This window comes from Enterococcus sp. 10F3_DIV0382, assembly GCF_002140245.1.
In the GTDB taxonomy this organism is placed as follows: Bacteria; Bacillota; Bacilli; order Lactobacillales; family Enterococcaceae; genus Enterococcus_B; species Enterococcus_B lactis.
This window is the reverse complement of sequence record NZ_NGMF01000001.1, coordinates 851,397-866,678: the sequence shown is the minus strand read 5'-3', so window position 1 is coordinate 866,678 and position 15,282 is coordinate 851,397. Positions and strand designations below refer to the sequence as shown.

16 protein-coding genes and 1 other annotated feature are annotated in these 15,282 nt (G+C 39.4%); of the genes, 1 reads left to right on the top strand and 15 read right to left on the bottom strand.

The genetic code is table 11. From position 1 onward, the window contains the following. Positions 1-673: 673 nt before the first annotated feature. The 15 genes from A5849_RS04300 to A5849_RS04220 form a co-directional block, all read right to left on the bottom strand. Positions 674-1,078 (bottom strand): DUF1310 family protein, encoded by a 405-nt coding sequence (locus A5849_RS04300; RefSeq protein WP_002345351.1) that lies wholly within the window; start codon positions 1,076-1,078, stop codon positions 674-676. 24 nt (positions 1,079-1,102) lie between these two features. After that, entirely contained in the window at positions 1,103-1,324 is a 222-nt protein-coding gene (locus A5849_RS04295) for a hypothetical protein (RefSeq protein WP_002345352.1), read from the bottom strand. Further along, positions 1,317-1,586 (bottom strand): DUF1310 family protein, encoded by a 270-nt coding sequence (locus A5849_RS15120; protein ID WP_256923970.1) that lies wholly within the window; start codon positions 1,584-1,586, stop codon positions 1,317-1,319. The genes A5849_RS04295 and A5849_RS15120 overlap by 8 nt, the downstream gene beginning before the upstream one ends. A gap of 923 nt (positions 1,587-2,509) precedes the next feature. After that, the gene (gene sufB / locus A5849_RS04280) at positions 2,510-3,901 is read right to left on the bottom strand and encodes a Fe-S cluster assembly protein SufB (RefSeq protein WP_002287686.1); all 1,392 of its coding nucleotides are present in this window, start codon (positions 3,899-3,901) and stop codon (positions 2,510-2,512) included. Positions 3,902-3,905: 4 nt separating this feature from the next. Then, complete coding sequence (sufU, locus tag A5849_RS04275) at positions 3,906-4,376, bottom strand: Fe-S cluster assembly sulfur transfer protein SufU (RefSeq protein WP_002308248.1); 471 nt, start codon at positions 4,374-4,376, stop codon at positions 3,906-3,908. Next, positions 4,363-5,598, bottom strand: a complete 1,236-nt coding sequence (locus A5849_RS04270; protein ID WP_002312075.1) for a cysteine desulfurase — start codon at positions 5,596-5,598, stop codon at positions 4,363-4,365. The genes sufU and A5849_RS04270 overlap by 14 nt, the downstream gene beginning before the upstream one ends. Continuing rightward, complete coding sequence (gene sufD / locus A5849_RS04265; protein WP_002312073.1) at positions 5,595-6,881, bottom strand: Fe-S cluster assembly protein SufD; 1,287 nt, start codon at positions 6,879-6,881, stop codon at positions 5,595-5,597. The genes A5849_RS04270 and sufD overlap by 4 nt, the downstream gene beginning before the upstream one ends. A 12-nt stretch (positions 6,882-6,893) precedes the next feature. Then, a complete protein-coding gene (gene sufC / locus A5849_RS04260) occupies positions 6,894-7,667 on the bottom strand; it encodes a Fe-S cluster assembly ATPase SufC (RefSeq protein ID WP_002287679.1) in 774 nt (257 codons plus the stop codon). Between the two features lie 196 nt (positions 7,668-7,863). After that, positions 7,864-8,712, bottom strand: coding sequence for a MetQ/NlpA family ABC transporter substrate-binding protein (locus tag A5849_RS04255; protein ID WP_002345358.1), 849 nt, complete (start codon positions 8,710-8,712; stop codon positions 7,864-7,866). Between the two features lie 23 nt (positions 8,713-8,735). Further along, the gene (locus tag A5849_RS04250) at positions 8,736-9,422 is read right to left on the bottom strand and encodes a methionine ABC transporter permease (RefSeq protein WP_002287674.1); all 687 of its coding nucleotides are present in this window, start codon (positions 9,420-9,422) and stop codon (positions 8,736-8,738) included. Then, on the bottom strand, positions 9,415-10,449 hold the full coding sequence (locus tag A5849_RS04245) for a methionine ABC transporter ATP-binding protein (RefSeq protein ID WP_002304234.1): 1,035 nt from the start codon (positions 10,447-10,449) through the stop codon (positions 9,415-9,417). Before A5849_RS04245 ends, A5849_RS04250 begins: the two co-directional genes overlap by 8 nt. A 62-nt stretch (positions 10,450-10,511) precedes the next feature. Continuing rightward, positions 10,512-10,768, bottom strand: a binding site (T-box leader). Between the two features lie 75 nt (positions 10,769-10,843). After that, a complete protein-coding gene (locus tag A5849_RS04240) occupies positions 10,844-11,182 on the bottom strand; it encodes a glycine cleavage system protein H (protein ID WP_002291179.1) in 339 nt (112 codons plus the stop codon). Between the two features lies 1 nt (position 11,183). Beyond that, on the bottom strand, positions 11,184-11,540 hold the full coding sequence (locus A5849_RS04235) for an arsenate reductase family protein (RefSeq protein WP_002308244.1): 357 nt from the start codon (positions 11,538-11,540) through the stop codon (positions 11,184-11,186). A gap of 5 nt (positions 11,541-11,545) precedes the next feature. Continuing rightward, the gene (locus tag A5849_RS04230) at positions 11,546-12,733 is read right to left on the bottom strand and encodes an FtsW/RodA/SpoVE family cell cycle protein (protein ID WP_002308242.1); all 1,188 of its coding nucleotides are present in this window, start codon (positions 12,731-12,733) and stop codon (positions 11,546-11,548) included. A gap of 193 nt (positions 12,734-12,926) precedes the next feature. Beyond that, positions 12,927-13,769 (bottom strand): LysR family transcriptional regulator, encoded by an 843-nt coding sequence (locus tag A5849_RS04220; protein WP_002308240.1) that lies wholly within the window; start codon positions 13,767-13,769, stop codon positions 12,927-12,929. Positions 13,770-13,999: 230 nt separating this feature from the next. On the opposite strand from A5849_RS04220, the gene A5849_RS04215 reads away from it, so the two are divergent. Continuing rightward, a complete protein-coding gene (locus tag A5849_RS04215; RefSeq protein ID WP_002312068.1) occupies positions 14,000-14,968 on the top strand; it encodes a TDT family transporter in 969 nt (322 codons plus the stop codon). The last annotated feature ends 314 nt before the right edge of the window (positions 14,969-15,282 follow it).

Below are 15,282 nucleotides of genomic sequence, written 5' to 3'. Positions count from 1 at the left end.
TTTTTTCTTTTTCATTTAGGCTCCTTTTTTAGTTAGTAAAGTGATTCGGGATTTATAAATTCATCACAAAGTTTATAATTTTAATGGTTTATTTATCTTCTCTATACAAAACCCCAACTATATAAAAGCGCATTCATTTAAATGTTAACATAAAAGCCTTTATACAGGATTCCAAATTTTTACTATAAAAATAAAAAAAGTTTATAAAATAATAGTTAGACAATGAAAAAATATCATACTCTTGCGTAATTTAAACAAAGAGAATGATATCTTATATATTTAAGTCTTTTCTGTTCATTTTTGGGTTATCTTCAAAATTGTTTAATCATTAGAACTAGTTCTATCAATCTTGTCCTTTCTTTACCCCTATTGCCATCTCAAAAACAAACACTTTTATGTCCGATTTTTCAGACATTTTTTTGTTGTTTTTATTATAAAAAGTTTGTTTTTTTCATTATGATAGTTAGAAAAAAATACCATTCTCTTGCATAAATGAAATGAAGCAAAGAGAATGATCAATTAAAAAATGATTAACTATTCTATTATTAGGCTATTTGTATTATTCCTGTCTCTTATACACATCTAGATGTGTATAAGAGCTATGTCTATATCTATTTTATTTTTTATTTTTAAATTATCGTACTCTTTATTAGCTAACTCGACTTTTTGTTTATCATTCATTATGATCTTCCTCCAGTAACTCAGCTAATTTTCCAGAGTAATTAATTCCGCCAGCCTCCAGTTTTCCATTGCTTTTATTAAGGGTATATTCTATGGTTAATTCTTCATCGTTATTAATTATTAGAACTACGTTAATTCCGCCCATTGGATTATGCCTCATAGTAGTATAATCAATTTTATAAGTTTGGATTAATCCACCAGAGGTGAATGCTCTTGAATCTAAATTTTTACATACCTCCTGAAACTCCTGTTTCGCCTCCTCGCTTTTCACGATCTTGACCATTTCTTCTTGTAACTTTTCTGTTTCCTTTTGCTTGTCTATCACTAGTTTTCCTCCCATTCCTAAAAGTATGAGTAATCCGATCAGTGGGACCAACCACCATTTTTTCTTTTTCACGCTAGACTCCTTGTTTAGTTTTATTTATCCCACCAGTCTTTCAGGCAATGGCGCAACCGGGGAAACGAAGCGGTCCGTATGGGTGATGACAAAAGACTGTTCGCCGGAGGGTTTGTTGATGACTTGGGAGATGTAGCCGATTGATATGTTCACTCCATCTATCTTTAGTTCTTTTTTTAGCTTTAAATTATTGTATTCCTTTTTAGCTATCTGAACTCTTTGTTCATCTGTGTAAAAGTTATTCATATCCTTTCTCCTTTATTCTTTTGGATAAATCACCTGATAAATCTACTCCTTCTAATAGTAATTTCCCTTCTTTTTTAATCACATTAAACTCTATATCTTGAGAATTCTTTTTATTTATAAATAAAGTTACATTTATCCCACCCATCGGATTGTGTTCTATCTGTCTCTTATACACATCTAGATGTGTATAAGAGACCACATTAAACTCTATATCTTGAGAATTCTTTTTATTTATAAATAAAGTTACATTTATCCCACCCATCGGATTGTGTTCTATACCTGTCTCTTATACACATCTAGATGTGTATAAGAGACAGCTATGATGATTTGCAGTAACATAAATAAATAGGATCATCGCTGGTAGTTTATCCAAGAGCACTCAAGAAAATACAAAATGTATTGTTCAAGCGCCTATCGTAATGATAAAATGAAACAAATAAACGATACAAGGAGGAAGAGACCTTGAGTAATGGCAAAAAATTTTTTTCATTGTAAAAATCGTTCAGTTGCTAATCTATGGGGTTTCGGTAGCGTGGGCATTTTTTTATAGAGGAATCACACCAAACTGGCCATTTTATCTCTTGTTAGTGGGAATATTAGTAGGAAATTTTGTCCCCCTTCACTATCGTACCAACTTTTTTTCAACTGGTTCTGGTCTTTTTCTTAAAACAAAGACGCGAAAATTAGAAAACATTATTGAAATGACAATTACCTGTATGGTCATTTTCTTAGTAATATTCCTAAACGTCTTCTAATAAGAATCTCTTAAAATTAGCTTGTTACAGTTAGTTAACTAGTTTGTATTTTTCCTAATTTAAATAACACAGTAATTTTATCTTCCTCATTAACATCTTTTGCCACCTCTTTGTCTTAAATTTGAAACATACAAGTAGAGCTACGGACACTAAGAATGTTTTGGCTCTGTTTTTTTTGCATCAAAATTACTCTGATATAGCTAGCTGATAGCTTCGTCCATTTGAATGAAATTATTTTCATTTCACCTTATTACGAAAGGAGGTGTGACAAAAATCTTGTCACACCTCCTTTTTCCGAATAAACGGTGTTCCAGAAGTAGCTTCTTCGGAAATAAGCCGAAATTTCACAAAAATTTGAGAAGCAATTTTCGTAAATTCCTTCTTATTTCTTGAAGCTGCCCACTTCTGTCACAACCTCTATATTTAAGTATTACCCCACAGACCCTTCCATCTCATAACTGATCAATCGGTTGAGTTCGACTGCATATTCCATTGGAAGTTCTTTGGTGAATGGTTCAACAAAGCCCATGACGATCATTTCAGTTGCTTCAGATTCTGTCAGGCCTCGGCTCATCAGATAGTAGAGTTGTTCTTCTGAGATTTTTGAGACTTTGGCTTCGTGTTCTAAAGAGACTTGGCTGTTGTGGATCTCATTGAATGGGATCGTATCGGATTTCGACCATTCGTCCATGATGATCGTGTCACATTCGATATGAGAGATCGAACCCGCACTGTTTTTGGCAAAGGTTACTTGTCCTCGATAGTTTACTTCACCGCCGTCTTTTGAGATTGATTTAGAGACGATGGAACTAGAAGTGTTTGGTGCGTTGTGGATCATTTTTGCACCTGTATCTTGGATTTGGTTTGCTCCTGCAAAGGCGATGGAGAGCATGGTGCCTCGTGCGCCTTTTCCATCTAAGTAAACACTTGGGTATTTCATCGTTGTTTTTGCACCTAGGTTTCCGTCGATCCATTCAACGGTTGCGCCTTCGTATGCTTTTGCTCGTTTGGTTACTAAGTTGTACACATTGTCTGACCAGTTTTGGATCGTGGTGTAACGGCAATACGCATCTTTTCTTGTAAAGATTTCTACGATGGCGGCATGCAGACTATTACTTGAATAAGTAGGTGCCGTACAGCCTTCGACATAGTGGATGCTTGCTCCTTCGTCAACGATGATCAGCGTACGTTCGAATTGACCCGTGTTTTCCGCATTGATCCGGAAGTACGTTTGTAATGGAACATCGACTTTGACGCCTTTTGGCACGTAAATAAAGGTTCCACCTGACCATACGGCTGAATTCAGCGCTGCTAATTTGTTGTCGGTTGGCGGTACAAGTTTTGAAAAGTACTCTTTGAATAATTCAGGGTATTCTTTCAAAGCAGAGTCAGTGTCAGTAAAGACGATTCCTAATTTTTCGAATTCATCTTTCATATTATGGTACACGACTTCTGATTCATATTGTGCGGAAGCACCGGCTAGATAAGCTCGTTCAGCTTCTGGGATACCAATCTTTTCAAATGTATCTTTGATTTTTTCTGGTACGTCTTCCCAGTCACGAGCGGGTTTGTCACTTGGTTTTTGGTAATATTTGATGGCATCGAAATCGATGTCTGAAAGGTCGGGCCCCCATGTTTGCATTGGCATTTTATTGAATGTTTCTAGAGATTTCAGACGGAATTCAAGCATCCATTCTGGTTCGCCTTTGATTCTTGACATCTCACGGATCACTTCTTCTGTCAAGCCTTCTCCTGTACTGAAAACCGGTTCGACATCATCGTGAAACCCGAATTTATATTCTTCTAATTCTGGTACGCCCATGTTCTCACTCCTCTTCCTTGTGGTAATGATGGAAAGCTGCGGTACCATCGTTTTCCATTGCTTTTCCTAGTGCTTTCCAGGCAAGTGTCGCACATTTGATCCGAGCGGGAAATTTAGCTACACCACCAAGCATAGCAGCATCGCCTAATTGGTCGGGATCTTGGACTTCTTTTCCTTGGACAAGCTGTAGAAAGTCTACAGTTAAATGTTCTGCTTCTTCTATTGATTTTCCAATGACGGCGTCTGTCATCATCGAGGCACTTGCCGTACTGATGGAGCAGCCGCTGCCGTCAAAGGCGATATTTTTGATGATTCCGTCTTTTACATCGACTTGCAATTCGATCACATCTCCACATGTGGGGTTGTTCAATTCAATCTTGCTTGTCGAGTCGGTCAAGCTTCCACGATGATGCGGATGGGAAGAATGATCCAAGATCACTTGACGGTATAAATTGTCTAATTTAGATAGTCCCATGTTGGAAAAACTCCTTTGTTGCCATGATTGCTTCAACTAAACGGTCGGCGTCGTGCGTCGTGTTGTAGAAATAAAAGCTGGCGCGAGCAGTCGCTGATACTTCAAGGTACTTCAATAGCGGTTGCGCACAATGATGACCTGCTCTAACGGCTACCCCTTCCATGTCTAAAGCTGTCGCGACATCATGGGGATGTAACCCATCCAAATTGAACGCAACAACTCCTGTCCGAAATTTCGGGTCTTGCGGACCATAAACAGTCAATCCATCGATTGCTTGTAATTTTGGCAACACATAAGCGGCTAGTTCTTCTTCATATCGATGGATATTGTCCATGCCGAGTTCTTGCAAATAATCGATTGCATGGCCTAATGCGATAGCGCCAGCGATATTTGGTGTCCCTGCTTCGAATTTCCAAGGTAGTTCTTTCCATGTACTGTCGTATAATTCGACAAAATCAATCATTTCGCCACCAAATTCAACGGGTTCCATTTCTTCTAACCATTTTCGTTTACCATATAAAACACCAATACCTGTTGGTCCGCACATTTTGTGTCCGCTGAAAGCAAAGAAATCACAGTCTAGTGCTTGGACATCAATGGCCATGTGTGGGGCAGATTGTGCACCATCTACTACGATGACCCCACCGTTTTCATGGACAAGTTCAGCTAATTCTTGAACAGGATTGATGACACCTAAAACATTGGATACATGAGCAATGGAGACGATTTTGGTTTTGTCCGTAATCTTTTTCGCTGCATCCTCCATATCCAGGAAGCCTTCTTCTGTTAGTTCGATATATTTCAGGACGGCACCTGTTCGTTTTGCCAACTGCTGCCATGGGATAACATTAGAATGATGTTCCATGTAAGAGATCACTATCTCGTCTCCTGCTTTGATATAGCGGTCGCCGAAGCTTCTGGCTACCCAATTCAAACTTGTCGTCGTACCACGTGTAAACAGCACTTCTGCTGTTTCTTTTGCATGGATGAACGCTCGTACTTTTTCTCTTGCTTGTTCATACTCATGGGTCGCGCGTTCTGCTAACGTATGGACACCGCGATGAACATTGGCGTTATCGTGTTCGTAATAGTGCGCTAATGCCTGGAGTACTTGTTTTGGCTTTTGGGTCGTCGCTGCATTATCCAGATAAACGAAAGGTTCATCATTGACGTCTTGAAATAAAATAGGAAAATCATTGCGTAGCTTTTTAGCATCGATCATCCATTCAACTTCCCTTCGATTACTTCGACTAATTCTTTCCGAACTTGTTCTACAGGGATTGCCGTTAAGACAGAACCGAGGAATCCTCGAATCACTAAGCGCTCTGCTTCTTCTTTATGCAATCCTCGACTCATCAGATAGTACATTTCTTCTGGATCAACTCGTCCTACACTGGCAGCATGTCCAGCAGTTACTTCGTTTTCATCGATCAAAAGAATAGGATTCGCGTCACCACGTGCTTTGTCAGAAAGCATCAAGACACGGCTTTCTTGTTGAGCATCTGCACCTTTTGCTCCTTTCAGGATGTGGCCGATACCGTTAAAGGTCAATGTTCCTTTTTCTCGGATCACTCCGTGTTGCAAAATATGCCCGATCGTATGAGGTGCTTTATTGGTTACTCGTGTATCGATTCCTTGGATTTGTCTGCCCGAGCTGATCGCCACGATTTTGACTTCTGCGTGTGCACCTTCTCCTGCTAAATCTGAATCAAAGTCAGCGATCACATGACCGTCATTCATGACACCAATTGCCCAGTCGACAGAAGCGTCTCGTAAAATGTGCCCACGGCGATTCATATAAGAAGTAATATTCTCTCCTAATTGATCTACAGCTGAATATTTGATTTTTGAACCAGCTTTAGCGATGACTTCCACGATGATATTACCTGATGATTTTGCTACTTGTTCTTTGGTTGTCTGGAAACGTTCCAGATAAGAAAATTCACTATGTTCATCTGCCACGATCAACACATGCTTGAAGAAGTGCTCATCGGATGCGCCATCTTGAATGAATAAGGACTCGAGTGGTTCATCGATCACGACATTTTTAGGCACATACAGGAAAATACCGCTGTTCATAAAAGCTACATGGAGTGCAGTCAATTGGTCTTCGTCCATGTTTACTGCTTTTTTCATATAATATTCTTGGACTAGTTCTGGGTATTCGATCATTGCAGTAGACAAGTCGGTAAAAATGACTCCTTTTTCTGCTAATTCCACAGGTAGTTGTTCAAAAATCGTCCATGAACCTTGTTGGACAAGCACAGGATTGTCTTTCATTGCATCAAATGCTGGAATCGTGCCTGTTTCACTGATAGTTTGTGTTTCTTTCACATCGAATAACGACCAACGATGGAATTTCACCCGATCGATATGCGGCAATGGCAGTTCATCTGCTTTTGTTAGTGCGTCTTGACGGAAGGTTCTCATCCAATCAGGTTCGCCTTTACTTAAAGAAAAATCATTTACCGCGTCAAGATAATCGAGCCAGTTTTTTTCTTTCATTCTTGCTCCCCCTTACGCTTCTTCTTCTTTATAGTCGATTCCTAATTCTTTACTGATTCCAGCGTAACCTTCTGCTTCTAGGCGTTTAGCTAAGTCAGCATTTCCTGTCATGACTACTCGACCTTCCATCATGATGTGAACGACATCAGGTGTGATATAGTTCAATAATCGTTGATAGTGGGTGATGATCAATGCACCGAAATTGTCTCCACGCATTTCATTTACTCCTTTAGCAACGACTTTCAAAGCATCGATATCCAAACCCGAGTCGATTTCGTCTAAAATCGCAAATGTTGGTTCTAACATCAACAATTGTAGGATCTCATTCCGTTTCTTTTCCCCGCCAGAAAAACCTTCGTTCAGATAACGTTCAGCCATTTCTTCTGGCATATTCAGTAAAGCCATTTTTTCATCTAACTTTTTCAAAAATGCCATAACAGAGATCTTGTCGTTTTCATCACGTTTCGCATTGATTGCTGCACGCATGAATTCCGCATTCGTGATACCTGGTATCTCACTTGGATATTGCATAGCTAAAAACAAACCAAGTCGTGCACGTTCGTCTACTTCCAAGTCTAAAACATTTTTCCCGTCAAACAAGATTTCACCTTCTGTTACTTCATAGTTTGGATTGCCCATGATAGCGGCAGATAAGGTTGATTTTCCTGTGCCGTTAGGTCCCATGATGGCGTGAATTTCTCCGGTTTTCATTGTTAGGTTTACGCCTTTAAGGATTTCTTTTTCCTCGATCGACACATGTAGATTTTTTATTTCTAAGACAGACATGCATTATACCCCCAAATTCTCTTTCGTTCTCACTCATTTTAGACTAATTGAGAATGAAGCGCAATGATCTTCCTTACTAAAATCAAATATCTTTTATTGATTATTAAACAATTTTGATTTCTAAATTAGAATAGGTATAAAAAAGATGAGGAATAAGCCGTTACAGACTTATTTCTCATCTTTTTTGTTTCATTCCTTATTTTGCATCAGCCTTTACTGGTTTAACAGAGCCGCCCCATTTGTCTGTGATCCATTCTTGGACTTCTTTACGGTGAAGCACTTCAATCAGTTTTTTGATTTTGTCACTGTCTTCATCACCTTTGCGAGTCGCAATGATATTCACGTAAGGAGAGTTGTCTTTTTCAAGTAATACGGCATCTTCTAATGGATTCAATCCTGCGCCATAAGCGAAGTTTGCATTGATTGCGACTAGGTCACCTTCATCATTTTGGTACGTAGAAGCTAAAAGTGATGGGTCGATCGTATGGTTGAACTTCAAATTCTTAGGGTTTTCTGCAATATCATCGAATGTGGCTGTTTCCAGATCTACTCCATCTTTGACTTTGACTAGCCCAGCATCTTGTAAAATCGTGATGATGCGTCCCCAGTCTGATTCAGAATTCGAAGTGATGATCGTTGCACCATCTTTTAGTTCAGAAACATCTTTGATTTTTTTAGAGTACAAGCCCATTGGTTCGATGTGGACAGCACCGGCATTGACAAAGTCATACCCTTTTTCTTTGATTTCTTTGTTCAAATAAGGAATATGTTGGAAGTAATTGGCATCGATATCGCCTTCTTCCAACGATTGGTTCGGTAATACATAGTCATCGAATTTGACGATTTCAAGATCGATTCCTTCATCTTTCAATAATGGTTTCACATGTTCCAAAATCTCTGCGTGCGGTGTCGGTGAAGCGCCGACTTTCAATGTCGTGTCGTCTGCTTTATTTGCTGAATCTTTGCTGTCGCTGTTGTTACCGCATGCTGTTAATCCTACAGTCAGCAAAAGCGCTGCTGCTAATCCAAAAATCTTCTTTTTCATATCCTATATCCCCCTATATCCTATTATCTTTTGTCTGTTTTCTTAGTTAAGAAATCACCGATTCCTTGAACGATAAATACGATTAATAAAATAATTAAAGTCGCAACGAATGTCACTGTCAGATTACCACGTTGGTAGCCTTCCTGCCAAGCAAGACCACCAAGTCCACCTGCGCCGATCGCGCCGGCCATTGCAGTAAATCCGATCATCGAGATCGTTGTAACTGTTAATCCAGAAATCAACGCGGGAATACTTTCAGGTATCAAGACCTTCCAGATGATTTCCCAGTAACTTGCCCCCATTGCATCTGCTGCTTCCAGTACGCCAGGGCTGACTTCACGAAAAGCAATCTCTACTAGACGGGCATAAAATGGTGCCGCGGATAAAACAAGAGCTGGAATGGCTGCTTGCGCACCTAGCATAGTGCCTACGATTGCTTTAGTAAATGGAATGATCAAAACCATCAGGATCATAAATGGTGTTGATCGGAAAATATTACTGATGATCGATACGATCCCGTAAATGATTCGAGCATACGGTTTGTTTTTGCGCCCAATAGAGTAAAGGATCAATCCCAAGACTAATCCGATGATCGTCACTAAGACCATTGAGATCAATGTCATATATAGTGTATCAAGGATAGCCTGATTCATCGTTTCCGGATTGATTTGTTTAAAATCTAGATATGTTTCTGAAAAGCTTTTATCCACGATGGATCACCTCAATTCCTACTCCTTGTTCTTTAATGAACACTTCTGCTTGATCTAATTCTTTGGTTTCACCTGTCATCAAGACAGTCAATGAACCAAAGGAACCTTCTTTTACTTGTTTGATTTTCCCGTATACGACGTTGACATCAATGTTATAGCGTCGAATCGCTTGGGAAATAACTGGTTCGTTGGCATTTCTTTCGCTAAAGGTCAAAGTTGCCAAACGGCCGCTTGGATTTTCTTTGATGAGTTCAGCTAATAGTTCTGTCGAATCAGCTTCTGGTTCGATGTCTTGTTGTACAAAACGTTTGGTTACTTCTTTTTTCGGTTGTCTGAAGACAGTCAACACGTCTCCTTCTTCTACGACTTTCCCCAACTCCATCACAGCGACTTTGTTGCAGATTTTGCGGATCACATTCATTTCATGTGTGATCAAGACGATGGTCAAATTCAATTTCTTATTGATTGCTAACAATAAGTCTAATACTTCTTCTGTTGTTTGCGGGTCCAATGCACTCGTAGCCTCATCACAAAGCAGGATCTCAGGGTCATTTGCCAATGCTCGTGCGATACCGACACGTTGTTTCTGTCCGCCGGAAAGTTGTGAAGGATACGCTTGTCCGCGTCCTTCTAACCCGACTAAACGCAACAATTCTTCTGCTCGTTCTTTGCGTTTGCTCTTTGGTACACCAGCTAATTCCAACGGCAGCTGGATATTTTCAAGTACAGTTCTTGACCATAACAGGTTGAAATGCTGGAAGATCATACCGATTTTCTTTCGGAATGTACGTAATTCTTTGTTTTTTAATTTTGTGATATCTTGATCGTTTACGATCACTTCGCCGCTCGTGGGAAGCTCAAGTCCATTCAGGAGACGGACTAATGTACTTTTTCCTGCCCCAGAATAGCCGACGATTCCATAAATATCCCCTTTTTCAACGTTTAGTGAAACGTCATTGACGGCTTGGATGTTTCCGTTTTTCCCATTGAATGTCTTTTTGACATTCGTTAGTTGGATTAATGACATGCCATTCACATCTTTCTCTTATGATTTTTCAAACAAAAAAGCCTTCGCCCTCTTGCCTTAAGCAAAAGGACGAAAGCTTGAACTTCCGTGTTACCACCTTGATTTACCGTTACTTCGCAATAACAGCCTCTTCCAGTACTTGGACTTAGCTTCTTTCCGTATACTGTCGCGCTGTAACGGGCACTCCCGTAGTAAGTTTGCTTACGCTCGCTTACTCTGCTCTAAGACCATCTTCCATCTCATTTTCGTTACCCATTTTCAGCAAACAGGGCTCTCTTCAAACGTCCGTGACATGTACTCTTCTTTTCAAAGCTTTCTCGTTTCATATAGGATTGCTTATGATTATAGCAACTGGAAGAATCAGTGTCAACTTTTTTCAAGTGATTTTCTGATTTTATAATTCGTCAAATTCTTTTGGATCAACATCTTTGAAACTTAAGATCCACGCATTCATTTCATCTGAATCATTCAAGATATTGATATCTTCACCGATTTTATCATTCACAGAAGAAACTGTACCCGTTAGCGGGCTAGCAAATTCATTGACCGCTTTTTCCGCTTCGACTTCGATCAGAGGTTCATCTTTTTTTAGCGATTGTCCTGCTTTTGGCAAATTGGCAAACGTGATGTCTCCGAGTTCTTCTTGCGCTTCATTTGTCAAACCAACACAGTATTCTTTTCCATTAAATAAGATCCAAAGGTTGTCCTTTTTCTTCAAATGTTTGCCTGCCATTTTATATCAGTTCTCCTTCATAAATTTTTTCATTGAATCCAATTGCAACAAGCTGGTCCTCTTGCACGATCAGCGGCCGCTTGATCAGCATGCCATCTGTCGATAAGACTTGGCTTGCTTTTGAAGCCGTAAACTCGCCTACTTGATCTTTCAGTCCAAGTTCTCGATATTTCATCCCGCTTGTGTTGAACAGGCGACGGATCGGTACTTGACTCGTTTCTAGCCAAGTCTCAATCGTTGAGGCCTTCGGTACTTCTTTGATCATATCAACAGTTTGATAACTAACGCCATGCTGGTCTAACCACGCTTTGGCTTTTTTGCATGTTGAACATTTCGGGTACCAGTAAAAGGTGTACAATTTTCTTACCTCCTTGAAGATCTTGCAGGTGCTTCATTTTGGTATCTCATCGATAATATCAATCCGACACCGATCATGTTCCCTAAAATCGAAGATCCTCCTTGGCTAATGAAAGGCAATGGGATCCCTGTTAAAGGAAGTAATCCGATATTTGCTCCAATGTTCTCAAAGACATGGAACAGCAGCATCATGATCAAACCGCTTGCGATATAGGCGTAAAATTCATTGTTCGTATCGAAACACACCCGAATCATACGATAAATCAAAATAAAATACAAGAAAATGACGAATGCACCACCGATAAAGCCGAAGTTTTCACCGATAACGGTAAAAATCATATCGGACTCACGAACAGGCACATAAATATTGCTTACATTGAATCCTTTACCAAACAAGCCACCGGTGCCGATTGCCAAAAGTCCTTGTGCCGGCTGGTAACTCATCCCAGACGTATCATGGAAAGGATCCAGCCATGAATCAATACGTGCAAATTGATAAGATTTGAAGCCCACTTTATAAAGCAAGTCTCTTCCGCCTTCAGTCGTCACTAAGAAAATCGTTCCTGCACCAACGACTACTGCTAAGATCACTACAGGGGCGATGATGCGCCAAGAGATTCCAGACATCAAGAATATCCCGCCGAAGATCGCAAGGAAGACGAGCATCGTTCCAAAGTCATCTTGAGCCATGATCAATGCTAATACCGGTATCGTCACGATCAAGAGCTTCCCAATCAGCCAAAAGTCCGATTTCATCGTCCGTTCTTTTACTTGCGTATTATGTTTGGTCACGATCAGCGCCATCATCAAGATGTACGCGATCTTCATTAGCTCTGCTGGCTGGAAGGTGAACGCACCGAATCGGAACCAGTTTTTAGAACCTGTAGAATCGGCTAAATTCTTGTCATAGAATTCCAGTAAGAGTCCCATTACTACTAACCCCAAGCCATAAAGGTAAGGAGTCAGTTTCCAGATCCATTTGGAATTCAAATGCATGATGACAACGATTGCTGCCGCCCCAACTAAATACCAGACAACTTGCATCCCTACGCCTTTCAAGACTGCTGGATTGTTCGGATCATGGCTAAGTGCTACATATAATGAGAGCAGACCAATCAAACATAACAGAAAGACTGGTAAAATCACGCCATAATCAATACGATTATCGTTCGAAGCTTTTAATTTTTTTTCCATGTTTCATCCCTTTTCTTAAAAACCATACTGCTGATTATTATAGCGGTCCAGTTAGATAATGGAAAGTCTTTCCACAGACATTTGGGAAAAATTAACTTTCCGTTTGTGCAGCTGCTTGAGCAAACGGAAGGCAAAAGCCTACTGCTTATCTTTAGTGTATCACAGAACTTTTTTTGATACATGCAATTATCTATCAGCTGAGATTCTCCTCGCTGTGAGAAGTTTCTGTGCTTTCATTGTATCGAAGGATCTCTTCAGCAATCTCTAACAGCTGATCAGAAACCAGATTGGTTCGTTGAATGAAATAAAAATACCGATGGAAATTCAACGGAATCATTGGTACGTCTTTTGGCACAGAGCGCTCAGATAAAATCGAGCGTCCGATTCCTTCCTTCAGCAACGCAACGATCACATCATTGCTTTTCACGATCATTTTCTTATCTTGGATATTCATCTCTTCAAAATAACGCTGCGTGTAATGAAAAACACCAGAGTTTGCTTCTCTTACAAGCCACAATTTGCTTTTTGGGTCCCCAGCGATGACTAGCTGGTCTTCCATCAAAGAGTATCTTTGTACGCCGGAAGTCTCTAATGGCTTTTCGATAAAACCAAAATCGGATTCATGTTTCGCTACTTGTTCTAATGATTCATGAGAATTCGCGATTTCGATCTCAAAATGCACTTTAGGAAACCTTTTGATCAGATGTTTCATCAACTGAGGCAAAAGATAGACAGCAAAGGTGTGGGAAGCAACGATCCGACATACTTCTTCTTCATTTTGTTCATTGAGCAATTTTTGCTGAGTTTCTTCCCATTCTTCTAACAAAACCAGTGTCCGTTCATATAATAAGTCGGCTTGCTTAGTTGGAAGCATCTCTTTTCTTCCGTTACGTTGAAAAAGATCGATATTCAATTCCCGCTCCAACTGTTTGATTTGATTCGAGACGGCTGGCTGAGATAAAAACAGTACTTCTGCTGCTCTAGAAAAATTTCTTGTTTCATATACTGCTCGAAAAGTCGTTAATAACTTAAACATGGCACCACTTCCATAACTTTTTATGATAATTACTATAAAAACTATTTGATTTAAATATACAAAAAACCATCTATAATAGAAATGTACAACAAAACAGTTGCTGATCCAACTAGTAACTCAGACAAGATAATCAGCTGTCTGCTTTGCTCGTAATCATACAGACCTATTCATTTTACAATGTATTCGTTCATCTTGGTACTAAAATCTATTAAATAAAAAGGAGAATATATATGAAGAACTTTTTGAAAATTATTCCGATCCCGATCTGCGGGTTGATTCTTGGGTTAGCTTCCCTTGGAAATCTGTTTAAAGACTATCACCATGTTGCTTTAGGCAATCTAACTGGCGGTATCTCAATGATTCTTATGATATTCATTTTTGTTAAATTGTTTATCTTATTTGAGCATACGAAACAAACATTGCATGATCCGATCATCGCCTCCGTTTCACCAACTTTTACGATGTCACTCATGGTTATTTGTACTTATTTTGTTTCATATGAAAGTATTGCACCGATTGTCAAATTCATTTGGTTGTGTGCAGTTATTTTCCAAGTGATACTTGTCTTTTATTTCAATTATCACCATGTCATCAAAGCTGATCTTTCTATTGAAGCAATTTATCCAAGCTGGTTTATCATTTATGTTGGGTTTGGGGTCATCACTGTAACTGCTGGGAACTTCTTCCCACTTATTGGAAAAATCTTCTTTTGGATTTCATTGGTCTGCTATGCGTTCTTATTACCAATCATCATCAAACGTGTCTTTTTCGTAAGAAATATGGCTCATCCAACACGTCCGCTGATTACGATCGTTGCAGCACCTGGTTCTCTTTGCCTGACAGGTTACCTGAAAAACTTTGCAGAACCTAACTTTTATCTTGTCGTAGCGTTGTTCGTTTTATCTCAAGTATTGTATTTCGTCGTGCTGTCTATACTGCCACGCTTGTTCAAGCTTCGTTTTTATCCAAGCTACGCAGCCTTTACATTCCCACTTGTTATCTCTGCAACAGCTCTATTTACTACTGTTCATTACTTCAACAGTTTAGGTATTTATAGTAGCGTATTAGATTTCTTAAAAATTGCGGAATGTCTGTTTGCAAGTGTAGTTGTCTTCTACGTGCTTGCTCATTACGTACGTTTCTTAACTAAAGAACATAGCAAACATGGAAAATTTGTTTCTAAAAAAATCGCTTCATAATTGATTCGATTGGTTGTGAAAGAAGTGGTCAGCTTCTAGAAATAAGAAGGAATATACGAAAATTGCTTCTCAAATTTTTGTAACATTTCGGCTTATTTCCGAAGAAGCTACTTCTGGAACACCGTTTACCAAGAGGTCGTGAAAAAGCCGCCTAGTTTCGAGTAGTAAGAAAAATTTTGTGAAAATGGCTTTCCACATTTTTGCATAAATTTGGCTTAATACCGAGAAACTGGCTTTGGAACACCGTTTATTCGAAACAAGAGGTTGTGACAAGACTTTTGTCACGACCTCTTATTCTTTTGTCAAAATACTGG